We start from the raw sequence: 24,234 nt of genomic DNA, 5'->3' as shown, positions 1-24,234 counted from the left end.
GCCCCCGTAGGCAGGCCGCTGACCTGCACCCGGAGCGGCCGGCCGGTGCTGACCGTCAACTGACTGATGTGCCGGTGCCGGTCGCGAAACGACAGTGAACGTCATGAAACGTCTTCTGATCATCTTCGCGACCGGAGTGGCAGCGGCGGCGTGCCTGCCGGCCGCGGCCTCGGCCGGAACCGCGAGCTCCGCCGCCGCCACCCCGTTCACGTGCTCGTCCATCTCTGTGAACGCCCCGTCCGGCACCACGGTGGAGTCCGTGACGGCGGTGCGCCAGGAGGCGGGCACCCTGACCATCCAGCCCGTGCCGCCGTTCACCGAGGTGGTGAAAATTCCGGACGTGCCGGCCTACTGCGATGTCACGGTCACGCTCACCCACCCGGGCGTCGGCGACCACGCCAAGGTGCGGGTCTGGCTGCCCGAGACGGGCTGGACCGGCCGGTTCCAGGCGGCGGGCGGCAGCGCCTTCGCCGCCGGCGACTACGGCGCGGGCCTGGCCGGAGCGATCAAGAGCGGCTACGCCGCCGCGACCACCGACGCCGGTGTCAGCACGTACCTGGACACCGGCTGGGCCCTGAACAGCGACGGCGAGATCAACACACCGTTGCTGAAGAACTTCGCCGACCGGTCCCAGCACGAGATGGCGGTCGTCGGCAAGCAGGTCGTCAACGAGGTCTACGGCAGGCCGGTCTCCTACGCGTACTGGAACGGCTGCTCGACCGGCGGCCGCCAGGGCTACATGGAGGCCCAGCGCCACCCTGACGACTTCGACGGCATCCTGGCCACCGCGCCGGCGATCAACTGGGACGAGTTCGAGGTCGCGACCCTGTGGCCGCAGGTGGTGATGAACGAGGAGAACACTTTCCCCTCCCCCTGCAAGTTCAACGCCTTCAACGAGGCCGCCGTCAAGGCCTGCGACCCGCTCGACGGCGCTCCCGACGGGCTGATCGGCGACCCCGCCACGTGCGCCTTCGACCCGCGGCAGCTCATCGGCAAGAGCGTCGAGTGCGAGGGCGGGCGGGAGACCATCACCGCGGCGGACGCCGCCGTCGTACGCAAGATCTGGGCCGGCCCCCGCACCCCGTCCGGCAAGAAGTTGTGGGCCGGCATCCCGATCGGAGCCGGCTTCGACCTCGCCGGCACCCGCCTCGACGAGAACGGCAAGCGTGTGGGCGCGCCGTTCCCCGTACCGGCCACCTGGGTCTCGACGTTCCTGAAGCGGCAGCCCTCCTACGACCTCTCGACGATCACCTACGCCGAGTTCGCCAAGCTCTTCGAGCAGTCCCAGACCGAGTACGACGCGATCATCGGCACCGACGACCCCGGCCTGTCGGCGTTCCGCAGGTCCGGCGGCAAGCTCCTCACCTGGCACGGCCAGGCCGACCAGCTGATTCCCGCCCAGGGCACCGTGGACTACCGCCGGCGGGTGGAGCTGGCCATGGGCGGTGCGCGTCAGGTTGACGACTTCTACCGGCTGTTCCTGGCGCCGGGCGTCGCCCACTGCGCCGGCGAGACGAGCACCGGCCCGAAGCCCACCGATGCCCTCGGCGCCCTGACGGCCTGGGTCGAGCAGGGCAAGGCCCCGCAGACGCTGAAGGCCGCCATCACGGACTCCTCCGGCAAGACGGTGACGCGCGAGCTGTGCCGGTACCCGCTCATCTCCCGCTACTCCGGCCACGGCGACCCGGCCGACGCCGGCAGCTATTACTGCGCCCCCGTCCGGCACTGACTTCCTGGAAAGGCTCCCATCATGAAAGCGTCACCCCTGCTGAAGCTGTACCTGGGCCGTGGAGTCCTGGCCGTGGCGTGGGCCGCCGCGTTCGCCCTGGCGCACGACCCCATCGACACCCTCGCGATCGTCCTGCTGGTCGTCTATCCGCTGATCGACGCGGTGTCGTCGCTGATCGACCTGCGTGCGCTCCCCGACGGATCGGAGCGCCGCCTGACGCTGTTCAACGGGGTGCTCAGCACGCTGGCCGCCGTCGCCGTGGGCCTGGCGGGGATGGGCGGGGTGGCGCCGGTGCTGCACGTGTTCGGCGCTTGGGCCGTCGTCTCCGGTGCGGCGCAGGCGCTGGTCGGGCTGCGGCGGCGCGGCCCGGAGCTGGGCAAGCAGTGGCCGATCCTGATCGCCGGCGGCCTGTCGTTCCTCGTGGGCATCTTCTACAACATCCAGGCTCTCGGGGACGGCGCCTCGCTCGACGTGCTGTCGGTCTATGCCACCGGCGGCGGCGTGTTCTTCATCATCCAGGCCGGGCTGCTGGCCTGGCGTGCCCGCTCGCCGCGGACGCAGACCGTCTGACGGAACCAGCGCGGACACGCCGACAGCCTGCCGGATCTCATCCGGCAGGCTGTCTCGGCATTGCGGTCAGAAGCGGTCCACGTCGACGACGGCCTGGGCGAAGGCGGTGGGCGCCTCCTGTGGCAGGTTGTGGCCGATGCCCGCCAGGGCGCGGTGCTCGTAGGCGCCGGTGAACATCTCCCGGTACGACGAGCCGTCGCCCGGCGGCGCCGTGAAGGGGTCGCGCTCGGCGTCCAGGGTGATGGTCGGCACCTTGATGACCGGCCGCGCGGCGAGTCGCTGCTCCAGGCCGTCGTAACGGCGCTCACCGTCGGCCAGGCTCAGCCGCCACCGGTAGTTGTGGATCACGATGGCGGCGTAGTCGGGGTTGTCGAAGGCCGCGGCCGTGCGCTCGAAGGTGGCGTCGTCGAAGTTCCAGGTCGGGGAGACGGTGTCCCAGACGAGCCGGGTCAGGTCGTGGCGCTTGTCCTTGTTCTCCATGGCCAGCCGGCCCCGCTCGGTGGCGAAGTAGTACTGGTACCACCAGGCGTATTCGGCCTTCGGCGGCAGCGGATCGAGATTGGCCTTGAGGTTCGTGATGAGGTAGCCGCTCACCGACACCAGCGCCTTGCACCGCTGCGGCCACAGGGCCGCGATGATGTCGGCGGTCCTTGACCCCCAGTCGAAGCCGGCCAGAACGGCCTTGTCGATCTTGAGGGCGTCCATCAGGGCGATGATGTCGAGCGCGATCGCCGACTGCTGGGCGTTGCGGAACGTCTTCGTGGACAGGAACCGCGTCGTGCCGTGACCGCGCAGGTAGGGCACGATCACCCGGTAGCCCTGCGCCGCCAGCAGCGGGGCGACGTCCACGAAGCTGTGGATGTCGTACGGCCAGCCGTGCAGGCAGATGACCACGGGCCCGCGGGCCGGCCCCGCCTCGGCGTAACCGATGTCCAGCAGCCCGGCCTTGACCTGCTTCAGGGCGGCGAAAGAGGCGGCCGGCGACGTCGGGGCCGTCCCACGCGTGGTGGCGGAGGCGGCCGGGCCCGCCAGCGAGGCGACGGTCGCCAGACCGAGGACCTTACCGAAGGTACGCCTGTTGAGCATGTGGAATCCTCCATGTCGAAACAGCAGGAATGCGATATCTCGCACTATTTCGGGCAGGGAGAAGCCGGCGCATCAGTCACATGACGGTGAGACACGGCGAACGGGCCACGCGAAACCCTCCGGACCAGCGGCGCGAGGCGGAGCGGAACGTTAAGTCATTCGACGGTTCCGCCCCATGCGCCACTGGACGATTCTTGAGCCACGGCCCGTACGAGCTGGAGGATCCGTGAACCCCACTCCCGTCGTCTTCATCCATGGCGCGTGGCTCCACGCGTCGTCGTGGGAGTCATGGAACCAGCGCTTCTCCAGTTTCGGGTTCGCCGTCCACGCGCCGGGCTGGCCGGGAGAGCCCGCCACGGTGGGCGAGGCCCGCCGGCATCCCGAGACGCTCCACGAGCTGGGGCTCGACGCGCTCACGGATCACTACGCGCGCATCGTCCGTTCGTTCGACACCCCGCCCGTGATCGTCGGCCACTCGGTGGGCGGGCTCATCGCGCAGCACCTCCTCGGCGCGAACGAGGGCCGGGCCGCGGTCGCCATCGCCCCCGCCCCGGTCGGCCACGCGACCTGCCCGGCCTCCGGGGAGCCGTGGCCGGTGTCGATGGACGCGGAGAGGTTCCGGCGGTTGTTCGCCAACGCGGTCACCGAGCAGGAGTCGGCCGAGTTGTTCGAGCGCCACGTGATCCCCGGGCCGCGCCGGCTGCTGGCCGAGCTGGGACACGGCGGCGCCGTACGGCACCCGCGGGCGGTCGTGGACCACGGCAACCCCCGCCGCGGCCCGCTGCTGCTGATCTCGGGGCAGGAGGACCGGCTGGTGCCCGACCACGTCACCCGGGCCGTGTACAAGCTGTACGGCGACTCGACGGCCATGAGCAGCCTCAAGCAGTTCCCGGACCGGGCCCATTCGCTGGTCGTCGACAGCGGCTGGCGGGCGGTCGTCGACCATGTGCTGGTCTGGCTCGCCGAGCGAGGGGTGAGCGCCGACCCGTCGAAGTGGTGAAGGGGGCTCACACGCCGCCGTCGCCGGCCTTGCCCAGAGCGTCGCGCAGCGCGGCGCGCGAGGTGATGCCCAGCTTCGGGAAGACGCGGTAGAGATGGGAGCTGACGGTGCGCGGGGACAGACGCATGCGTTCGCCGATCTCCTTGTTCGTCAGCCCGCTCGCGGCCAGCTCGGCGATGCGGCGTTCCTGCCAGGTCAGCGTGGTCAGGTAGGACAGCGAGCCCCGGACGGGCGTCCCTGAGGCACGCAGCTCGGCCTGGGCCCGCTCGGCCCAGCCTGTGGCGCCGAGCCGTTCGAAGGACTCGGCGGCCCGGACCAGGACAGGCCGGGCGGCCTTGGGCCCCTGGGTGTGCCTGAGCCGCACACCGTGGGCCAGGCGGATGCGCGCCAGCTCGAACGGGAAACCGGCCCCGGCAGGGTGAGCCTCGGCACGGGCGTACATGTCCTCGGCCTCCTTCTCGTCGGCGGCCGTCAGCGCCAGGGCGCCGTACGTGATGAGCGCCAGCCGGGGAGAGACGCCGGGCAGGCCGGCGTCGGAGGCCGCCTGGGCGTGCCGGCGGGCCTGCTCCAGGCGCCCGGTGTGCACCGCGGCCTCGACCAGGTCGAGCAGCGTGCGCGAGGCCTGATGGGCATAGCGTTCGAACGATCCTGGCGGCGTGATGCCGATGGCGTACAGGTAGGCGGCTTCGTAGTCGCCCTCGCCCAGGGCCGCCGCCGTGCCGATGGCGTCGGCGATCTGGGTCAGGAACCCCACGCCGCGCGGGCGGGCCCAGGCGTCCAGGATGGCCTGCGCCTCCCGGGCCTGTTCGACCTGGCCGCGCATGGCGGCCATGAGCCCGAGGTAGGCGCGGGTCTGGTGGGCGAACAGCGCGTGTCCATGGGACGTGGTCAGCTCCAGCGCGCGCTGTCCCGTCCGTTCGGCGTCGTCCCACTCGCCGGCGGCCAGCTGGTCGAGCATGATCAGGTGCAGCATGGTCATGCCGGTTGCCACGGCGCCGGTCTCCACCTCGCGGTCGACGGCGCGCTGCAGGTAGGGGCGGTACTGGCGCAGCGTGTCGACGTGATAGGCGGCCACGGACAGGCGCGAGACGTCCCACGGCTCCAGCTCCGAGCCGTCGGCGAACGCGTGCTCGACGCGCTCGTGCACGCCCGCACCGTGACGGACGACGTCGCTCCAGGCGTCGCGGTAGATCGCCGAGCGAGTGTCGACCCGGTCCCCCAGAGAGTCCATGAGCTGCTCGGTGCGCTCCCACAGCGCGGCATCGCCGGCGTACTGGCTGATGGCCAGCAGCACGTTCACCAGCCGGGAGAGTATTGCGGCGGGCTCGTGCGGGCCGTCTTCCCGCAGGCTCTCGATCGCCGCCGCGACGTGGCGATGCGCGGATCGCACGTCGCCGTCTTCGTACAGGGCCACGTACGCCGATGTGACGACCGTGGCGGGGGACTCGCTCGCGCCCGGCGGCAGGTCCGAGCGGACGAGTTTCCGCGCCTGGTCCAGGAGCGCGGCATGCCCGGCGATGAAGGCGGCGTCACCGAGCCGCCTGGAGCGGTCGGCGGGGGTCTCGCTCAGCTCCGCCGCGCGGGTCAGCCAGGCCACGGCCGCGACCGCACCGCCGCGCCGGGTCGCCGAGTCGGCCGCGGCCTCCAGCGCGGCGGCCACCTCCTCGTCGGGATCCACGGCCGAGGCCGCCAGGTGGCGAGCGCGCCGCTCGACGTCGTCGCGGTGCACCCGCGCGAGCGCGGCGTGCGCCGCCCGGCGTTGGTTGGGGGTCGCCAGCTGGACGACGGTGGCGCGGACCAGCGGGTGGCGGAAGACGAGGTCGCCGGTGGCGGGGTCGGTGTCCAGGAGGCCGGCCGCGACCGCCTCGTCGGCCTCGCGCATGCGGTGGCGGGCGCCGGGGGCGCGGTTGCCGCCCGGTCCCGCCCCGACGCCGTCGAGGGCGCCGCGCAGCAGTTCCTCGCGTACGGGACCGGCCAGGCGTTCGATGCGGACACCGTAGACGTGCTGCAGGCGGCGCGACAGCGGGATGTTGCCGAATCCGAGGTCGCGGCCGGTGTGGCCGCCGTCAAGGTAGGCTGGCAGCTCCAGGAGCGCCAGGGGGTTGCCCATGGCGTGCTCCAGGACGCTGCGCCGGGTGTGCGGGTCGAGCCGCGGATGGCGCAGGTCCAGGAGCTGCCCGGCGGCCTCCTCCGCCAGGGCCGCCACGGGGAGCTCGGGAAGCGCGGCCGTGTCGAACCGCGAGCCGACGTCGGACCGTACGGCGACGAGCATCTTCACGGGGCTGCCGGTGAGCCGGCGCCCCACGAACCCGCACACCTCGGCGCTGGAGGCGTCCATCCACTGGCCGTCGTCGAGCAACAGCAGCAGCGGTTTCTCCGACGCCGCCAGGGACAGCAGGTCGAGTACGGCGATGCCGAGGGACATGACCGACGGCGCCCTGCCCTCGCGCAGCCCGAAGACGACGTCGAAGACGGCCCGGTGGCCCTCGTCGAGCCCGGCCGAGTGGGGCAGCAGCGGATAGAGCAGCTGGTGCAGGCCGGCGAAGGGCAGCTCCGTCTCCGCCTCGACCCCGGCGGCGCGGACCACCCGGTGGTGCTCCAGGGCCGCGAGGCCGGCCACATGGTCGAGCAGGGCGCTCTTGCCGACCCCGGTCTCGCCCCTGAGGATGAGGGCCTGCCCCCCGGCTGCCGCCATGAACGCGGACAACTCCCTTTGGACGCCATCCCGGCCCACCATTGTCGAGACGAGCGATTCCACGCTTCCCTCACTCCTGGACGACGATAACTGCCTCACTAATGTGACACTAAATTGCTTCATGTGCCACGCGACAGGGGTATCTTTGTGCGGATGAGAGCAGACGCGACACGCAACCTCGAACGCGTCCTGAGCACAGGCGCCCGCATGCTCGCCGACGATCCCTCGGCGACCATCGCCGCCATCGCCGCCGCGGCAGGAGTGGACCGCCGCACGGTCTACCGCCGCTTCGCCTCCCGCGAAGACCTCATGGCCGCCGTCTACGGAGCCCGCTACGACGCGGTCGAGAAGGCCATCGAGGCGGCCAGGCTACGCGAGGCCCCGGTCGAGGTCGCGCTGCACCGTTACGTCGAGGGCATCATCGCCGTCAACCGCAAATGGCCCGTGGAAACGAGCCGCATGCTCCGCGAGGAGACGCTCCGCGAGCGCCGCCGCGGCCTGATCGACGAGGTCGACGCCTTCCTGCGGCGCGCCACCGACGAGGGCCTCCTGCGCTCCGACCTGCCACCCGGCTGGGCGGCCACGGTCCTGCCGCCGCTGATGGTGCACGCCGCCGAGGACCTGCCCGAGCTGAGCGCCGCACAGGCCGCCGACGTCGTGGTCGACACACTGCTGCGCGGCGTCGGTCATGGATCTCCTTCCCGAACGGTACGGCCGGGCAAGCCTGCCCCGGTACGACCCTAGGCACCGCCTGCATACGAACGGTTGACGACGCGCATACAAGCCATAGCCGGGCTGCTCAGGCCGGCCGGTCGACGAAGGGCGCCGCGAGTCCGGGTGTCGCGTGCGCTCAGCCTTCCGTGGCGCCGGACAGGACCGCGAGGGCGGCGCGCGCCTGCTCGCGCATCGCGGGCACGAACCGCTGCGCGGGCTCCGGCAGGCCGGACAGGACGAGCGCGACCTCCTCCGGCGTGCCGACCTGGTCGAGGAACCCCACGATCAGGTGTGCCGCCTCGGTCGGCGAGGTCGCGACGGTCGCGCGCGAGAACGCGGCCCACTCGTCCGGCGAGATGTGCTCGCGCAACGCCGGGAACAGCAGCGGCTCCTCGTGCTCCAGATGCCGATGCACCAGGCCCCGAACCGCTTCGGCCGCCCGCAGCAGTCCCGGGCGGTCGCCGTCCGCGCGGATCGGCACGGCCTCGAGGACGTCGAGCGTGACATCGAGGTCGTCGTGCTCCTCGCTCAGCGCGGCGAACCGTTCCGCCGCCTCCGGCGCCACCGCCGCGATCATCGGCCACAGCTGGCGGTCCTCGGTCTCGTGATGGTGGCGCAGGTTCTTGACGAGGAAAACGCGCAGCTCGGCCAGGGCCGCGAGGGGGACGGAGGGCTTGAGCGCGGCCTCGCACAACAACGTCGTGGCGCGCCGGTGGAAGGCGTGGATGAGGCGGGTCTCGGTGACGGCCGCGGCCTCGGTGTTGGTCGACATGCCGGGGAGCGTAGAAGCAGCGGGAGGAGGTCACGTTGACGAATGATCGGCGCCTGGGGCAGGCGCCTGTCCCGGACGTATACGTCGGGTTGACGGTCCGTCCTACCTGGGCGCTTTCGGTAGGGTCACGGCGGGATTCGAACGGAGCGGCCGAGGGGAGGTGCGCCGTAGCATGCGCCTTTTTGGACGCGAAGCCGAGCTGAAGGCCCTGGCCGAGCTCATCGAGGACCCTGCGAAGCGCAGCGGCGTCCTCCTGCGGGGAGAGGCCGGCATCGGGAAGTCCGCGCTTGTGGCGGAGGCCGTCTCCGGGGCGTCGGCCGCGGGCCTGCGCGTGCTGACGATGACCGGCGTGGAGGCCGAGCGGAACCTCGCCTTCGCCGGGCTGCACCAGCTGCTGTACCCGGTCCGGGCGGGCGTGGACGCGTTGCCGGCCCCGCAGCGTGACGCCCTGCGCTGCGCGCTGGGTCTCGCCGAGGGGGCCGAGCTCAGCGCGTACCTCATCGGCCTCGCCACGCTGACCCTGCTGGCCGAGACGGCCGCCGTCCAGCCGCTGCTGGTCGTCGCCGAGGACGTGCACTGGCTCGACTGCGCCAGCGCCGACATCCTCGCCTTCGTGGCGCGCCGGATCGAGTCCGAGCCCATCGGCATGGTCGCGACCCTCAGGGAGGGCGAGCGTTCTTTCCTGCAGGACGCAGGGCTGTCCCCGATGCCCGTCGACCGCCTCTCCGACGAGGTCGCCGCCGAGCTCCTGGACTCGACCGCCACCGGCCTCACCCCGACGGCCCGGGCGTGGCTGCTGGCGCAGGCCGCCGGGAACCCGCTGGCGCTGACCGAACTGCCGGCGGCCATGAAACATCGGGGTGAGCCCGGCCCGATGCTGCCGCTGAGCGAGCGTCTCGAGCGCGCGTTCACCGCCCGGGTCGCCGCCCTGCCCGCGCCGGCCCGCACTGCGCTGCTGGTCGCGGCGCTCAACCAGAGCGATTCGGTCTCCGAGACGCTCGCGGCCACGGGCGTGATCCTGGGGTCGGCGGCCGAGCTGGAGATCCTCGCACCGGCCGTCGAGGTCCGGTTGATCGAGCTCGGCATCGGCGCGGTGAGGTTCCGCCATCCCCTGATGCGGTCGGCCATCCCGGCCGCTTCGGCGCTCGCCGAACGCAGGCAGGCCCACCTGGCTCTCGCCGAGACGCTGCGCGACCAGCCGGACCGGCGGGCCTGGCACCGGGCCGCCGCGACGTCCGGAGCCGACGAGGCGGTGGCGGCCGAGCTGGATCGCGCGGCCGGCCGGGCCCGGCGCCGGGGCGGGGTCGCCGCCGCGATCGCGGCGTACGAGCAGGCGGCCCGGCTGAGCGAGAGGCAGGACAGGAAGGCGGACAGGCTGCTGGGAGCGGCCGAGCTCGCGGTCGAGGCCGGCAGCCGCGGCACGTCCGAGCGTCTGGTGCGCGACGCGCAGGCCCTCGAACTCTCGCCGCGCCGGCGGGCCACCGCCGCGTGGTTGCTCAGCAGCTTCGAGGACGGGGTACGCGAGGACCTCTCCCGCGTTCCGGAGCTGGCCGAGCTGGCCGCTTCGGTCGCCGCCGACGGGCAGGTCGAGCCGGCCGTCCGGATCCTGTGGGGCGCCGCCATGCGCTGCTTCTGGTCCGAACCGGGCCCGGCCGCCCGGCGTGCGCTGCTGGACGTGGCCGACCGGCTGCCCGTTCCCGACGGGGATCCGCGCCTGGTCGCGGTCGCGGCGTACGTCGCGCCGTTCGAGCGAGGCGGCACCACTCTGGAACGGCTGCGCGAACTGGCCGCCGTGGCCGGCGCCGACCCGGAAGGCGATCGTTACCTGGGCAGCGCGGCGCTGCAGGTCGGGGCGTTCGACCTGGCCGCCCGCTTCTCCGCGGCGGCCGCGCCCGTCCTGCGCGCCCAGGGCCGGCTCGGCCTGCTGCCCCGGGCGCTGGCCGTTCTGGCGTGGAGCCGGGCGCGGCTCGGCGACCTGGCCGGGGCCCTGACGGCTGCGGCGGAGGCCGCCACGTTCGCCAAGGAGACCGGCCAGCCGTTCGTGTACGGGCTGGCCACGGCCGTCCAGGCCGAGATCGCCGCGCTGAGGGGCGACCACGGGCAGGCCAGAGCCCTCGCCGACGAGGCGGAACGCGTCGCGCTCCCCGTCGGCGCCCGGCCCGTCCTGGCCACCGTCCAGCTCACGCGCGGGCTCGCGGCCCTGAGCGAGGGGCGGTTCGACGACGCGTTCGCCGCCCTGAGCCGGATCCTCGACCCCGCGGACCCCGCCCACCAGCTGGCCCTGCGCGCCTACTGCCTCGCGGAGCTCACCGAGGCCGCCGTGCGCGCCGGGCGGACCGACGCCATGCGGGACATCCTGCGCGACCTGGAGCCGCTGGCCGCATCGACGCCGTCACCGGCGCTGCACATCGGGTTGCGCTACGCGCGTGCCGTGCTCGCCCCGGACGAGGAGGCGGAGGAGCTGTTCACCGCCGCGCTGCGGGCGGACCTGACCGGATGGCCCGCCGAACGCGGACGCCTCCATCTGGCGTTCGGCGAATGGCTGCGGCGGCGGCGCCGGGCCGCGGAATCCCGGACGCACCTGCGTACGGCCAGGGAGACCTTCGACGCGCTCGGCATGGCCGCATGGGGCGAGCGCGCACGACGGGAGCTGCGTGGAGCGGGGGAGTCGAGCCCTAACCGCGACCCGGACGCGCGGGAGAAGCTCACCCCGCACGAGCTGAGCATCGCGCAGCTGGCCGCCGAGGGGCTGACCAACCGGGAGATCGGACAGCGGCTGTACCTCTCTCACCGGACCGTCAGCACCCACCTGCACCGGATCTTCCCCAAGCTGGGGGTGAGCTCCCGGGCCGATCTCGCGCGGGTGCTCAGGACCTCGTGCGGCTCAGACGAGTGAGGCGCCGGCCGCCGTCCTGATCCGGGCGTACATCCTCCGCAGCCCGGGGCCGGGCTCCAGCCCCAGATCGTCGTCCAGCAGCCGGGCGATCCGGTGGTAGGCCGACAGGGCCTCCTCGCGACGCCCGTCGCGGTCGAAGGCCCACATCAGCAGCTCCCACAACCGCTCGCGATAGGGCTCCGCCGCCGTCGCGAGCGTCAGCCCGGCGATCGCGTCGCGGCAGTCGCCCTGCTCGATGTCGAGCGCCCAGCGCTCCTCCACCGCCGACGCGCGCAGCCGTTCGAGCCAGGCGCGGCGGCCCTCGAAGAAGGCGCCGCCCAACCCGTCGAGCGCCGGTCCGCGCCACAGCGCCAGCGCGCCACGCAGCAGCCCGGACGCCTCCGCGATCTTCCCCTGCTCGCGGGCCTCGCGGGCGGCGGCGGTGGCCTGGCGGAACACCGTCACGTCGACCGCGCCGGGGTCGACGACCAGTTGGTAGCCGCGGCCCACCGACCTGATCTCCGCTTCGGTGCCCAGGCCGGCCGCACTGCCGTCGGCCAGCACCCGGCGCAGGCGGGAGATGAAGGTACGGGTGCTCACGACGGCGCTGCGCGGCGCCTCGCGACCCCACAACGCGCTCACGATCCCGTCGATCGTGATCTGCTGTCCCTGGCTCAGGAGCAGCAGGGCGAGCACTCCCCGCTGTTGCGGGGACCCCGTGTCCAGCTCTTCGCCGCCACTCCAGACCTTGATCGGGCCCAACAGCCCGAAGCTCACCCCGCTCATCGAGGTTCCCCCGCCCTCTCGCGTAGCGTCACCGACGCCTTACTCCCTGACCGACCCTACTGACGCTGGGTCGGGACTTCGGGCGCATTGACCGGGTTGTCGGTGCTCTGTGAGTTTTCTGACTTTTCCCGGCGTGGGCCGTGCCGGCCTGGGATGACGTACACGTACGGCGTCACGTGACGCTCGCGAGGACGGTCCGGGCCGGGATCTACTACCGCGGGCCCGCACCACGCAATCGTAAGGAAAACGCCCGATCGTGATTGGAGTCTCGGCTCCCTGCAGGTTCACCGTTCTCGGGCCGCCCGGCCTCTACTACGGTGAGACGCGCCTGGATCTCGGCGCCCCGCAACAACAGGCCGTCCTGATGCTGTTGCTGGTCAACAGCGGCAGTTTCGTACGGACGGGTGAGCTGATCACCGGAGTGTGGGGCGACCGGGCGCCGGCCACCGGCGAAGCCGTCATCCGGACCTACATCTCCCGCATCCGGCGGCTGCTGTCCGAATGCGGGCTGGAGTCGGCGATCAGCTCCCAGTCCGGGAGCTACATGCTCGACCCGGCGCTGTGCGCGCTGGACGCCACCGAGTTCGCCGATCTGCTCGAAACCGCCAGGCAGGAGCGCGCGAGCGGGCGCGTCGCGGCGGCCGCGAGCCGTCTGGAGCAGGCGCTCGGCCTCTGGACGGGCACGGCGCTGGCCGGGGTCCCGGGCGAGGCCGCCGAATGCGAGCGGTTCCGGCTGGAACAACTGAAGCTGATCGCCACCCAGGAGTTGCTGCAGCTCCGCCTGGAGCGGGGGGAGCACGCGGAGGTGGTGGCCGAGCTCCCGCTGCTCATCCAGCTGAACCGGCTCGAAGAACCCCTGTACGAGATCTACCTCCTCGCTCTGTACCGCTGCGGCAGGCGGGTGGAGGCGCTCGAGGTCTACCGGACGGTCTACGACCTGCTGGGCAAGGAGCTGGGCGTCAGCCCGGGGCCGCGGCTGCGGGAGATCCACGACAGGATCCTGCGGGCCGACGCGGACCACGACGACGAGTTCGCCCTCGCTCCATGGGCCGAGCGGCCCGCCGTACGCGCCCCGGATGAGACCTCCCACTGGCGGTTCGTCGGGAGGGACACGGAGCGCGCCGCCTTCCGGGACCTGCTGAAGAGGAGCCGAGGGGAACGTCCGGGCCTGCTCTTCTTCCGCGGCCCCGCCGGCATCGGCAAGTCGACGCTGCTGCGCCGGCTCGCCGACGACGCCATCGCCGCGGGGCGGCGGGTGTGGCACCTCCACGGCTCGGCGACCGCGGAGGCGCGCGAACACCTCGGACGGTTCGCGGAGGAGCTCTCCGGCGTTTCCGGCCCGATCCTGCTCATCGACTCCTTCGAGGAGCTGAGTGACCTCGAACCGTGGCTGCGCGACGAATACCTCCGCCGGCTGCCCGGGGACACGATCATCGTGGTGGCGGGCCGGACCGGGCCGAGCGCCGCCTGGCTCGTCGATCCGGCCTGGTCCGGGACGATCGTGATGCGCCACCTCGACGTCCTCACCGCTCCGGAGTCCACCGCGCTGGTGGAGGCCCGCGGCGTCGACCCCGGCCTCCGGCGGTCCATCGTGGACTTCGCCGCCGGCAACCCCTTCGCCCTGTCGCTCGCCGCCGAGGTCGGCAGGAGCATGTCGGCCACGGGACAACCGCCGCGCCGTGACGCCGTTCGCCACGTCGTCGACGACGTGCTCGCGCGCCTGGCCGGGAGCGCGCCGACGGACGCGCACCGGTGGGCGCTGCACGTGGCCGCGCACGCCCGCCACACCACCGAGGATCTCCTCGACGCCGTGGTGCCGGGTGGACGGGCGGCGGAGCTGTTCGACTGGCTCCGGGCGCAACCGTGCGTCGACACCGCCGCTCACGGTCTGGACATCAACGGTGTGCTGTGCGAGGCCCTCGACCACGACCTGCGGTGGCGGGACCCCCTCGGCTACGAGCGGATGCACCGGCGGATCCGCCATTACGTCATGGACGAGCTCCTGCGCGACGCCCGCGAACCGCAGGAGAGCGTGGCGGCCATGCGGACGATCAGCCATCTGCGCCGGCGCGGCGGGGTCGTGCGCCGGTACGTCTCGGAGGTGGGCGAGGCCGACGTGCGGGTGTCCGAGGCGACCCCCGCCGACCACGACGAGCTCGTCACCATGGCGCGCGAGAGCGGCGGCGAGTTCACGGCCGCGTCCGTCCGGTTCTGGCTTGGCCGTCAGCCAGAGGCGTTCTCCCTGCTCCGGTGCCGCGAGAGCAATCGGCTGCGGGCCTTCATGAGCTGGCTGACCCTGCGGACGCCGGAGCCGGACGAGCTGGAGGCCGACCCTGTCGTGGGCGACGTCTGGCACGACGTGAGCCGGCGCGGGGCGGTGCCGCCCGGGGCGCACATCGCGATCGCGCGGCATCTGATCTGCCCGGCCCTCGAGGCCAAGCCGTCTCCCGTCACGGACGTGTTCCAGGCGCGGATGATGCGCGGCTGGCTGCACGAACCGGGGCTGGCGGCCTCGTACCTGATCCTCGCGAACGGGCCGTGGTGGCGGCCGCTGATGGCGTATCTGGGCCAGTACGAGGTGGAGCGCGTGCGCGCGGATCATCCGTACACGATCTTCGGCCACGACTGGCTGGCCGACCCGCCGGAGGAGTGGCGAGACCACCACCTGGAGGAAGAGCTGTGGGCCGAACGGGACCCGAGCCTGTTCCGCCGCCAGGACTCGTCACCGGCTTGACAGGTGACGCACGGCTTTGCCAATATCGTCACCAGTTGAACAGGTGACGCACGATGCGTCCCCGGAAACCTTGGAGGGAAAGCCATGGCTGTCAGCTACACCGGAGTCGTCACCGTCACGGGAGAAGGCCGCAACGGAGGCCGGGTCCAGGCCGACGACGGCCTCCTCGACACGACGCTCGCCATCCCGAAGCAGCTCGGCGGCGCGGGCGGGGCCACCAACCCCGAGCAGTTGCTGGCCGCGGGCTGGGGCTCCTGCTTCCTCGGCGCGGTCAGAAGGGCGGCGGCGGAGCGCAAGATCAGGCTGACGAGCACGGCCATCACGGCGGAGGTGACCCTGCACCACGGCGACGACGGCGAGTTCGGCCTCAGCGCCGTGCTCAACCTGGAGCTAGGAGGCGTGGACCAGCAGACGGCCGACGTGCTCGGCGCCGCGGCCCACCAGATCTGCCCCTACTCCAAGGCGACCCGCGGCAACATCCCGGTCACCATCAACGCGAAAGCCGCCTGACGTGCGGCCGGCGCAGGACCCCGCCGAATCGGCACGCCGTGCCCGCTTCGGTCGGCTGCCCGAGCGGATCCGGCTCGAGGACACGGTCGAAGAGCGTGCGGCCACCGCGCCGGACCCCGCGCGGGGTGTCTATGACGAGGACGAATGGCTCGTGCGGTACTGCCTGTGAAACCTGGAGGGGCAACGTGTTGCGCATACCCAAACCCGTAAGAGCCCTGGCGGTCGCCACGATCGTGGTGGCCGTCGCCCTGGGGTGCCTGGCCCAGGTCTTCTGAGCCTGGAGTCCGTGTCCGGATCACCGCTCCCTTCGGTGCGGACCTTGGAGCACGGGCTGCGCGGGCTTGGCCAGGAACGGGGATCGGCCGAGGATGACGATGCCGGTCACCATCGCGACCAAACCGGCCACCTCACCTGCGATCGCCGCCGGGGTGACCTGCAGGCGCTCGGCGAAGATCGCCACACCCAGCACGATCCCGCAGATCGGCTCCGCGACCGTGGTGGCCGGTAGCGAGATCTGGAGCGGGGCGGCGTCGAACGCGCTCTGATTGAGCAGCAACCCCACCACGGCGACGCACGGCAAGACGTACAGTTGCCAGGTCGTGAGCATGTTCGGCCCGTTGTCCAGCGTGAGCAGGGAGCCGCGGGTCAGTACGTCCTGCAGGCCGTACAGCACCCCGGCGGCGGCCGCCAGCAAGATCGCCTTGACCTTCAGGGTCCGCCGCAGGCCGAAGAGGACCAGTGCCCCCGCGACCACGACCACCGGGAGCGCCGCGAGCCACCGTATGGAGACCGGATCGGGGAGGCGGCCACCCTGGGGCCTTCCGGCGAACAGGAACAGCGCCACTCCTCCGCTCACCAGCAAGGCGCCCAGCTGCAGCGTCCGGCCGAACGGTTCCTGGTAGATGACATGGGCCGCGGTCAGGGCGAACAGCAGGTTCATCGCGAGAAGCGGCTCCACCTGCGACACGTCCGCATACCGGAGCGCGATGGCGCCGAGGATCTGGCCGCACACCATCAGCCCGAGCCCGACCAGCCACAACGGCATGCGCATGAGGTTCAGGAGCAGGCGCGCGTGCAGCATCTCCTCCAGCGGCTCGCGGTACGCGGCATGCTGCTGGGCGACGAAGCCGATACCCAGAAGGCACGCCGCCCCCAGAGAGACGATGATGACGATCACCAAGGGTGACGGTCTCCGGTGTCCTGTTCGACAGGAATGAGCACCCCGTTCCGCTTCCCCGGACGCCGACTCTGTAACTGAGTGCACCAGCTGCTCTTACGACCTCTGTATTCGACATGCGGTAGAACTTCTACGTAACGTAGAAGCTCGTAAGGAGAGGCAGTCGAATGGGCGACAAGCTGCAGGGCACGATCAAGGAGCGGCTCTCCGCGCTGCAGGCTCAGCAGCGACGGCAGGAGAGGCGGCGCCGGATCGCCGTGATCGGCGTCTCCGTGACCGGCGTCGGCGCGCTGGCCGCGGCGGTGACGGTGTTCTGGCTCGACGACCGTGCCCGCACGTCCCTGGACGCGGTGCAGACGGTCAACGTGACGCAACGCAACCACACCAGCAAGCCGGTCACGTATCCGCAGGCGCCGCCCGTCGGCGGGGATCACTCCCCGGCCTGGCAGAACTGCGGCGTCTACACCGATCCGATCCGCAACGAGAACGCGGTCCACAGCCAGGAGCACGGAGCGGTCTGGGTGGCCTACCGTCCGGGACTGCCCAAAGAACAGCTCGACATGCTGCTCGACCAGGCCAGGGGACGCGACTTCGTCCTCCTGTCCCCCTACCCGGGCCTGTCGTCCCCGGTCGCGCTCAACTCCTGGGGCAAGCAGCTCAAACTCGACAGCGCCGACGATCCGCGACTGCCGGTGTTCCTGCGCACCCACATCAACGGCCCGGGCACGCCCGAGCCGGGGGCGACCTGCACCGGCGGGGTCGGGGAGCCGTCCGCATGAGGTTGCCGGCCGTTCTGCGGCGGCGCCGCGTGCTGGTGCCCGCGACCGCCGCGCTGGCGTTCGCGGTGGCCGTCCTGAGCCTCGGACTCCTCTACCCCCGGCCGCCCGCGGACGCCTCGGTGGAGGCGGGGTTCGCCCGTGACATGCAGGCTCATCACGCGCAGGCCGTCCAGATGGCGCTCATCGTCCGGGATCGCACCAGCGATCGCGAGGTCAGGACGCTCGCTTACGACATCGCGACCACTCAACAGCAGCAGATCGGGCAGATGTACGCCTGGCTGGACATGTGGGGCCTGTCCCAGGCCTCGCTGCAGCCGCGCATGGCCTGGATGGGCCAGAGCCACCACAGCACGAACAAGGCCATGCCCGGCATGGCCACCGCGGCCCAGATCAAGGAGCTGGAGCAGGCCGACGGCAAGGACGCCGAGGTGCTGTTCCTGCGCCTGATGATCCCGCACCATCAGGGCGGCGTGCAGATGGCCCAAGCGGCCGTTCAGAGTGAGCAGCCCCAGGTCAGCCGCATGGCCGGCGCCATCCTGGCCGCCCAGAAGGCCGAGATCGACCTGATGCGGCGCATGCTGGCGGCACGCGGCGCCTCCGAGACCTCGGCCTGACCGCACGCGTGGCCTGCGGGCACGGGACGTCAGAGAAGGAACGTGAACAGCGGCGAGCCCGGTGGGATGCGCTCCACCGTGAGCGGGCTGGCCTTCATCCGGGACAGGAGGCTGTCGAGGTCGCCGGCCCGCTCGAGTTCGATGCCGACGAGCGCCGGGCCGGTTTCACGGTTGTTCTTCTTGACGTACTCGAAGACGATGATGTCCTCGCCCTCTCCCAGAACCTCGTCCAGGAAGTGGCGCAGGGCGCCAGGGCGCTGCGGGAAGGTCACCAGGAAGTAGTGCCTCAGCCCGATGTGCACAAGAGAGCGCTCCAGCACCTCGTTGTACCGGCTGACGTCGTTGTTGCCGCCCGACACCACGCACACCACCGGCCCTCCGGAGGCGTTGGGCAGCAGCTCACGGGCCGCGGCACCCGCGAGAGCTCCGGCGGGTTCGGCGATGATGCCGTCGGTCTGGTAGAGATCCAGCATCTCGGTGCACACCGCACCCTCATCGACCGCCACGACCTCGTCTACCAGGTCCTTGACCAGGGGGAACGTGGCGTCTCCCACCCTCCCGACGGCGGCGCCGTCCACGAAGGTGTCCAACTCGGGCAGGGCGAGAGGCTCGCCGTGGTCGAGGGCGGCGCGCATGCTGGCCGCTCCGGCGGGCTCGGCCCCCACGATGCGGGTGGCGGGTGAGTGCTCGCGCAGCCAGACGGCGATGCCGCTGATCAGGCCGCCTCCGCCGACCGGGACGACCATGGTGTGCGGCGCCTCCCCGCACTGCGCCAGGATCTCGAGGCCGACCGTGCCCTGCCCGGCCATCGTCCTGACGTCGTCGAACGGATGCACGTAGATGGCGCCGGTGTGCTCGCTGTCGGCGTGCGCGGCGCTGCTCGCCTCGTCGTAGGTGCCGCCGCCGACCACGACCTCCACCCGGTCGCCGCCGAGCGCCGCGATACGCTCGCGCTTCTGCCGTGGCGTGGTGGACGGGACGTACACCCGGCCGTTGATCCCCAGACGGGCGCAGGCGAACGCGACGCCCTGCCCGTGGTTGCCCGCGCTCGCGCAGACCACGCCGCGCCGCCGTTCCTCATCCGTGAGGGAGGCGATCAGGTTGAACGCCCCGCGCACCTTGTACGAGCGGCAGACCTGCGCGTCCTCGCGCTTGAGCAGCACCTGACCACCGAGCAGGTCGGACAGCCGCTGGTTCGGCTCCAGTGCGGTGTGGCGTATCACCGGCCGCAGCCGTTCGGCCGCCTGGCTGATCAGCCCGGCGGTGAGGCGGTCGGTCATGCACACTCCTGGCACAGCGGTGGATCAAGAAGGGTCGTGTCGTGGTGGCCATGGCCGCAGCCGAACGGGCGATCACCGGGAACGGCGCCCGTCGCCGGGCGAGCACTTCGGCCACAACGAGCCCACCAGGCCATGCTATTCCCGCGGCGCCCGCCTCTCAGCCCTTGACGGCCCTGCCATACCTGGGTTGCCGGCCTTGGCTACGTCTGGTGCGGCGCGCTTGTCCCCCGTGCGAGCTACCGGCGAATGTCCCCCAGGTGGTGACGATTCCGGGGCTGTCGATTCCATAGCGTTACGTCATGGCCGCAGCAATTCGGTCATTTCTCTGACTGGAGGACATCATGCTCCGCAAGTTCAAGGCATCCGCTGTGGCCGTACTGTGCTGCACCGTGGTCGGTGTGGGACTCGCCGGTACCGGGAGCGCCGCGGCGGCGGACTGGGACCCTTTCTCCTCCACCAAGGCGGAGGACTGGGACCCCTTCGCCTCCACGCCGCGGAAGGCTCATCCGTTCTCCGGCACCAAGAAGATCGAGGTCGGCGGGCGGTCGGTGAACGTGTCGTGCTCGGGCGACCTGGCGGAGGGCAAGCCGGTCGTCGTCCTGCTGCACGGCGGGGGTGACGCTCTGGGCAAGATGGCCGCCCTGCAGAAGACGCTGAGCGCGAAGAACCGGGTGTGTTCCTACGACCGGCTGGGTGCGGGCGGCAGCGACCAGCCGGATGGGCCGCAGAACTTCGCGAGCACCGGCAAGGTCCTGACCGGGGTGCTCGACCGCATCGCCGGTGACAACCCGGTCGTCCTGGCCGGGCACTCGCTGGGTGGGCTGATCGCTGCCAGGTACGCCCCCGAGCACCGGGACCGGGTCAAGGGCCTGGTCCTGATGGACGCCACACCCTCGACCATGGTCGCCGACATCTCCACGACGATCCCCGCCTCCGCCAAGGGCCCGGCGGCCGAGGTGCGCGCACAGAACCTCGCGATATTCCAGGGAAAGAACCCGGAGAAGCTGGTCATCACCGACGGCAAGGTCCGTTCCGCCGGGAACATCCCGGTCAAGGTGATCCAGCACGGCAAGCAGTACCTGGCGGCCATCCCCACGTACGGGCCGAGCCTGGAGCGGGCGTGGACCGCGGGCCAGCGCAAGTGGCTCGGCCTGTCCAGCCGGAGCAAGCTGAGCACCGCCAAGAACAGCGGGCACTACATCTACCTCGACCAGCCCGAGCTCGCCGTCAAGGCCATCGAGCACGTCACCTCGCGCGCCGCGCGCTGAGGTAATCGGCCGAACGACTGCTCAACCTTCATCCACGCGGCCCCGACGCCTCACCATGGCGCCGGGGCCATGACAGTTCTGTTTTGGCGTAACGCTTTTTGCCAAGTTCTCCTGTAGAAGGCGATCTTCGCCGGGTATTGACAGCCGCCGCATCGTTGATGACACTTTGGTCGAAACGCAGCGGAAACCTGCATGTCATAGCGGAGCGCTCGCCGGTGACTGACCTGCGGCGCACGTCAGAGTGCGTAGAGCCATGCCGACGGTCCCGCGCCAAGGAACCGTGCAATAGCCCGTTGATACAGAGGTAACTATGTTAGCGCTAACAGACAAATTTTGTTAGCGCTAACAATTCTCAAATAGTCATCGCCGGGCACTGCGCTGCCTCGCCGCACACGAAAGGCATACAATGGGTTTCTGGTCTCTGCGCCACTGGCGGCGAACGGCCCTCACCGTCGCCTCCTTCGCGGCGCTCGTCGTCACCGCGCTGGTCGCCGTGCCAGGCACGGCACAGGCGGCCGGCACGTTGTCCTGCGACATCTACGCGAGCGGCGGCACACCGTGCGTCGCCGCTCACAGCACCACCCGTGCGCTCTTCGGCTCCTACAACGGGGCGCTCTACCAGGTGCGGCGCTGGTCCGACGGTGCGACGACCAACATCGGCGTGCTCAGCGCCGGCGGTTACGCGAACGCCGCGACCCAGGACTCCTTCTGCTCGGGCACGTACTGCACGATCGTTCGCATCTACGACCAGACGTCGCGCCACAACGACCTCACGATCGCTCCCGGCGGCGGCGCCAATCCCACGGCCGACCAAGGCGCGAACGCGGCGGCTCTGCCCGTGACGGCAGGTGGCCACAAGGTCTACGGCGTCTACATCTCCGCGGGCAACGGCTACCGCAACAACGCGACGAACGGTGTCGCCACCGGCAGCCAGCCCGAGGGCATGTACATGGTGACCGAGGGCACTCACGTCAACAACCGGTGCTGCTTCGACTACGGCAACGCCGAGACCAACAACATGGACACCGGCAACGGCGACATGGACGCGATCTACTTCGGCACGCTCTGCTGGTTCTCACCGTGCGCGGGCGGACCGCGTGTCGCGGCGGACCTCGAGAACGGGTTGTTCGCCGGCGGCAACGGCTCCTGGACCGCGAACACCGGCCGCAGCTCCGCGTTCGTGACGGCGATGCTGAAGAACAACGGCACCTCGACATACGCCATCAAGGACGGCAACGCGCAGTCCGGCAGCCTGGCGACGCGGTACAACGGGGCGCTGCCCACCCAGGCGGGCTACAACCCGATGACCAAGCAAGGCGCGATCATCCTCGGCATCGGCGGCGACAACAGCAACGGCTCCGTCGGATCCTTCTTCGAAGGCGTGATGACCAGCGGTTACCCGAGCGACGCCACGGAGAACGCCGTGCAGGCCAACGTCGTCTCCGTCGGCTACAGCAAGAGCGTCACCTTCCCCGTGAACGGAGCCACCTACCGGCTCACGAACCTCACGAGCGGCAAGGTGCTCGACGCGGTCAACTGCGGCACGGCCAACGGCACGCAGATCGACCAGTGGCAGGCGCTCGGCAACACCTGCCAGCAGTGGCGCTTCAACAGCGTCGGCGCGAACAAGTGGACGATCACCAACGTCAACGCCGGCAAGGTGCTCGATGCGGTCAACTGCGGGCTGGCCCTCGGCACGGCCGTCAACCTGTGGGAGCCGCTCGGCAACACCTGCCAGCAGTGGGCGGTCATCCCTGCGGGCAACGGCCGATATGAGCTGGTGGTCGAGAACAGCGGCATGGTGCTCGACGACCAGAACTGCGGCACGGCGAACGGCACGCCGGCCCGGCTGTGGATGTGGCTCAACAACACCTGCCAGCTCTGGTCGATCGCACCGTAGGCTCCACCGAACGGCATGAGCGTGGGACCGCCGGACGCCGACGGTCCCACGCTGGGCCGCCTCGGGCAGATCAGCCGGAGCGGACGGCGCGGTTCAGCAGGACCATGAGCTGCCGCAGTTCGTCGCGGTTCAGAGCCGCCAGCGGGGTCTTCTCCAGCGCCGTCCGGACCAGTTCGTCGCGAACCTCGCGGCCCTTGGCGGTCAGGACCAGGACGCGAGAGCGGCGGTCGGCCGGGTCCACGGCGCGCTCCACCAGCCCCCGATCGACGAGCTGGTTGGTGATGAAGGTCAGGTTGGGGGCGTTGCAGTACAGGCGCTCGGTCATCACCTTCATCGAGGGTGGCGGCTCGGCCGGGTCGATGGCCCACAGCGCCTGGAACGTCGCCGGTGTCAGGGCGTGCCTGGCCAGCGCCTGCCCGATCAGGTCGTTGGTCCGCATCCAGATGTCGTGGGTCGCGGCGACCACCGCGGTGAGCTCGGGCGTGGTCATGCCGCCATTCTACCGGTGTTTCGAGTCTCGAAGGATCGTGCTAGCGTCAATGCTTCGAGACTTGAAGCAATGGAGGTCTTTGTGGCCGACGACTATCGCGGCGTCACCGCGCTCGTCACGGGCGCGTCCAAGGGGCTGGGGCGGGCGTACGCGCTGGAGCTGACGCGCCGGGGAGCGCGGGTGATCCTGCTGGCCCGTTCGGACGGGAGCCTGCGGGAGCTCGCCGCACACATTCGGGAACGGCACGGCAGGTCGGACGCCGAGGTCATCACCGGTGACCTCGCCGCTCCGGATGGTCCGGAGCGGGTCCTGCGGGAGCTGCGTGACCGCGGCCTGACCGTCGATCTGCTGCTCAACAACGCCGGCGCGGGCAGCGCGGGCCCGTTCCTCAGCCGCCCGCTCGAGCCGCAACTGCGCTCCGTCGGGCTCAACGTCGTCGGTCTGATCGCGCTGACCCACGCGATCGGGGCCGAGCTGGTCGCCCGCGGCTCCGGCGGCATCATCAACGTCTCGTCCACCGCGGCCTTCCAGCCCATGCCTTACCAGGCCAGCTATGCCGCGACCAAGGCTTTCGTGCTCTCCTTCACCGAGGCGCTGGCCGAGGAGCTGCGCGGCACCGGCGTCCACGTCATGGCCGCGCACCCCGGCGCGATCGCGACCGGCTTCTTCGACGGCACCTCGGCCACGATCAACTCCCGGGTCGCCGACGCGCCGGCCACCGTCGCGGCCCGTACGCTGGACGACTACGCCCGGCGACGCGCGGTGTCCTACCCGGGCCGGGCCGTGAACCGTGCCATGACCTGGCCCGCGCGCCTGCTGCCGCGCACCGTCGTCGCGCGGATCACCGGCGAGTTCAACCGCCGGCTGCGCATGCACGAAGTCGTCGACCTCGCCTAGCGCTCCAGTGACACATCGCGATCATGGTGGGAATCAACGCTCTCCCCGGCCTGGCCGTCCGCCCCGTGCCACGGGGATCCCGCAGCCTCGGTTCGCCCCGTCCGGCGCACGGGCCGAACACCGCTCGGACCACCGGCCCGGGCGAGAAGGCTCAGCGCCGCCGCTGACCCGGTGCCGGCCTCGGCGGTCACCACGACTATCCGCTGGCCTTCCTCCTGCGGGACGTTCAGGGTCTGGAGGTTGAGCTGCATGCGGCCTACGAGCGGATGGTGCATGCGGTAGGTCGCGAGGTCCCACTTCCTGACCCGGTGCTCGGACCACATGCCGGCGAACTCCGGGCTCTTCATGGTCAGTTCAC

At 71.2% G+C, this 24,234-nt stretch carries 20 protein-coding genes and 1 pseudogene; 13 read left to right on the top strand and 8 right to left on the bottom strand.

What is annotated here, in order from left to right; all coding sequences use genetic code 11:
• The first annotated feature begins 103 nt into the window (after nucleotides 1–103).
• Complete coding sequence (locus ACIHFD_RS61510) at nucleotides 104–1,729, top strand: tannase/feruloyl esterase family alpha/beta hydrolase (protein WP_397374873.1); 1,626 nt, start codon at nucleotides 104–106, stop codon at nucleotides 1,727–1,729.
• 21 nt (nucleotides 1,730–1,750) lie between these two features.
• Nucleotides 1,751–2,299, top strand: a complete 549-nt coding sequence (locus tag ACIHFD_RS61505; protein WP_350723898.1) for a hypothetical protein — start codon at nucleotides 1,751–1,753, stop codon at nucleotides 2,297–2,299.
• A gap of 66 nt (nucleotides 2,300–2,365) precedes the next feature.
• Here the strand turns inward: ACIHFD_RS61505 and ACIHFD_RS61500 are convergent, their stop codons facing one another.
• Nucleotides 2,366–3,385, bottom strand: coding sequence for an alpha/beta fold hydrolase (locus tag ACIHFD_RS61500; RefSeq protein ID WP_397374872.1), 1,020 nt, complete (start codon nucleotides 3,383–3,385; stop codon nucleotides 2,366–2,368).
• Between the two features lie 226 nt (nucleotides 3,386–3,611).
• Here ACIHFD_RS61500 and ACIHFD_RS61495 point away from each other — a divergent pair, with 226 nt between their 5' ends.
• Nucleotides 3,612–4,385, top strand: a complete 774-nt coding sequence (locus tag ACIHFD_RS61495) for an alpha/beta hydrolase (protein WP_397374871.1) — start codon at nucleotides 3,612–3,614, stop codon at nucleotides 4,383–4,385.
• A 7-nt stretch (nucleotides 4,386–4,392) separates the two neighbouring features.
• Here the strand turns inward: ACIHFD_RS61495 and ACIHFD_RS61490 are convergent, their stop codons facing one another.
• Nucleotides 4,393–7,122: a LuxR C-terminal-related transcriptional regulator gene (locus ACIHFD_RS61490; RefSeq protein ID WP_397374897.1), complete on the bottom strand. Its 2,730-nt coding sequence runs from the start codon at nucleotides 7,120–7,122 to the stop codon at nucleotides 4,393–4,395.
• 111 nt (nucleotides 7,123–7,233) lie between these two features.
• On the opposite strand from ACIHFD_RS61490, the gene ACIHFD_RS61485 reads away from it, so the two are divergent.
• Nucleotides 7,234–7,824: a TetR/AcrR family transcriptional regulator gene (locus ACIHFD_RS61485; protein WP_350723892.1), complete on the top strand. Its 591-nt coding sequence runs from the start codon at nucleotides 7,234–7,236 to the stop codon at nucleotides 7,822–7,824.
• 106 nt (nucleotides 7,825–7,930) lie between these two features.
• Here the strand turns inward: ACIHFD_RS61485 and ACIHFD_RS61480 are convergent, their stop codons facing one another.
• Entirely contained in the window at nucleotides 7,931–8,566 is a 636-nt protein-coding gene (locus ACIHFD_RS61480; RefSeq protein ID WP_397374870.1) for a hemerythrin domain-containing protein, read from the bottom strand.
• 172 nt (nucleotides 8,567–8,738) lie between these two features.
• Here ACIHFD_RS61480 and ACIHFD_RS61475 point away from each other — a divergent pair, with 172 nt between their 5' ends.
• Entirely contained in the window at nucleotides 8,739–11,462 is a 2,724-nt protein-coding gene (locus ACIHFD_RS61475; protein ID WP_397374869.1) for an ATP-binding protein, read from the top strand.
• Here the strand turns inward: ACIHFD_RS61475 and ACIHFD_RS61470 are convergent.
• A complete protein-coding gene (locus tag ACIHFD_RS61470) occupies nucleotides 11,451–12,227 on the bottom strand; it encodes a BTAD domain-containing putative transcriptional regulator (RefSeq protein ID WP_397374868.1) in 777 nt (258 codons plus the stop codon). The genes ACIHFD_RS61475 and ACIHFD_RS61470 overlap by 12 nt on opposite strands.
• A 256-nt stretch (nucleotides 12,228–12,483) precedes the next feature.
• Here ACIHFD_RS61470 and ACIHFD_RS61465 point away from each other — a divergent pair, with 256 nt between their 5' ends.
• The 3 genes from ACIHFD_RS61465 to ACIHFD_RS61455 all read left to right on the top strand — a co-directional run bounded on the left by ACIHFD_RS61465 (nucleotide 12,484) and on the right by ACIHFD_RS61455 (nucleotide 15,640).
• Nucleotides 12,484–14,961, top strand: coding sequence for a BTAD domain-containing putative transcriptional regulator (locus ACIHFD_RS61465; protein WP_397374867.1), 2,478 nt, complete (start codon nucleotides 12,484–12,486; stop codon nucleotides 14,959–14,961).
• 84 nt (nucleotides 14,962–15,045) lie between these two features.
• A complete protein-coding gene (locus ACIHFD_RS61460) occupies nucleotides 15,046–15,471 on the top strand; it encodes an organic hydroperoxide resistance protein (RefSeq protein ID WP_397374866.1) in 426 nt (141 codons plus the stop codon).
• Between the two features lies 1 nt (nucleotide 15,472).
• Entirely contained in the window at nucleotides 15,473–15,640 is a 168-nt protein-coding gene (locus tag ACIHFD_RS61455) for a hypothetical protein (protein WP_397374865.1), read from the top strand.
• 126 nt (nucleotides 15,641–15,766) lie between these two features.
• Here ACIHFD_RS61455 and ACIHFD_RS61450 read toward each other — a convergent pair whose 3' ends face one another.
• Nucleotides 15,767–16,648, bottom strand: a complete 882-nt coding sequence (locus tag ACIHFD_RS61450; protein ID WP_363979203.1) for a DMT family transporter — start codon at nucleotides 16,646–16,648, stop codon at nucleotides 15,767–15,769.
• Nucleotides 16,649–16,815: 167 nt separating this feature from the next.
• Between ACIHFD_RS61450 and ACIHFD_RS61445 the strand changes: the two genes are divergently transcribed.
• Entirely contained in the window at nucleotides 16,816–17,427 is a 612-nt protein-coding gene (locus tag ACIHFD_RS61445; RefSeq protein ID WP_397374864.1) for a DUF3105 domain-containing protein, read from the top strand.
• A complete protein-coding gene (locus ACIHFD_RS61440) occupies nucleotides 17,424–18,041 on the top strand; it encodes a DUF305 domain-containing protein (RefSeq protein ID WP_397374863.1) in 618 nt (205 codons plus the stop codon). Before ACIHFD_RS61445 ends, ACIHFD_RS61440 begins: the two co-directional genes overlap by 4 nt.
• A 29-nt stretch (nucleotides 18,042–18,070) precedes the next feature.
• Here the strand turns inward: ACIHFD_RS61440 and ilvA are convergent, their stop codons facing one another.
• The gene (ilvA, locus tag ACIHFD_RS61435) at nucleotides 18,071–19,321 is read right to left on the bottom strand and encodes a threonine ammonia-lyase IlvA (RefSeq protein ID WP_397374862.1); all 1,251 of its coding nucleotides are present in this window, start codon (nucleotides 19,319–19,321) and stop codon (nucleotides 18,071–18,073) included.
• Between the two features lie 341 nt (nucleotides 19,322–19,662).
• Between ilvA and ACIHFD_RS61430 the strand changes: the two genes are divergently transcribed.
• The gene (locus ACIHFD_RS61430) at nucleotides 19,663–20,589 is read left to right on the top strand and encodes an alpha/beta fold hydrolase (RefSeq protein WP_397374861.1); all 927 of its coding nucleotides are present in this window, start codon (nucleotides 19,663–19,665) and stop codon (nucleotides 20,587–20,589) included.
• Nucleotides 20,590–20,995: 406 nt separating this feature from the next.
• Nucleotides 20,996–22,489, top strand: coding sequence for an arabinofuranosidase catalytic domain-containing protein (locus ACIHFD_RS61425; RefSeq protein WP_397374860.1), 1,494 nt, complete (start codon nucleotides 20,996–20,998; stop codon nucleotides 22,487–22,489).
• A 70-nt stretch (nucleotides 22,490–22,559) separates the two neighbouring features.
• Here the strand turns inward: ACIHFD_RS61425 and ACIHFD_RS61420 are convergent, their stop codons facing one another.
• Nucleotides 22,560–22,979 (bottom strand): MarR family winged helix-turn-helix transcriptional regulator, encoded by a 420-nt coding sequence (locus tag ACIHFD_RS61420; RefSeq protein WP_397374859.1) that lies wholly within the window; start codon nucleotides 22,977–22,979, stop codon nucleotides 22,560–22,562.
• A 69-nt stretch (nucleotides 22,980–23,048) separates the two neighbouring features.
• Between ACIHFD_RS61420 and ACIHFD_RS61415 the strand changes: the two genes are divergently transcribed.
• Entirely contained in the window at nucleotides 23,049–23,876 is an 828-nt protein-coding gene (locus ACIHFD_RS61415; RefSeq protein WP_397374858.1) for an SDR family NAD(P)-dependent oxidoreductase, read from the top strand.
• Here ACIHFD_RS61415 and ACIHFD_RS61410 read toward each other — a convergent pair.
• Nucleotides 23,873–24,234 (bottom strand): annotated as a pseudogene (locus ACIHFD_RS61410) (hypothetical protein); the annotation flags it as partial. The gene ACIHFD_RS61415 and the pseudogene ACIHFD_RS61410 overlap by 4 nt on opposite strands.

The organism is Nonomuraea sp. NPDC051941, assembly GCF_044593615.1.
The sequence above is the reverse complement of the archived record's forward strand: the minus strand, read 5'-3'. Positions and strand labels throughout refer to the sequence as shown.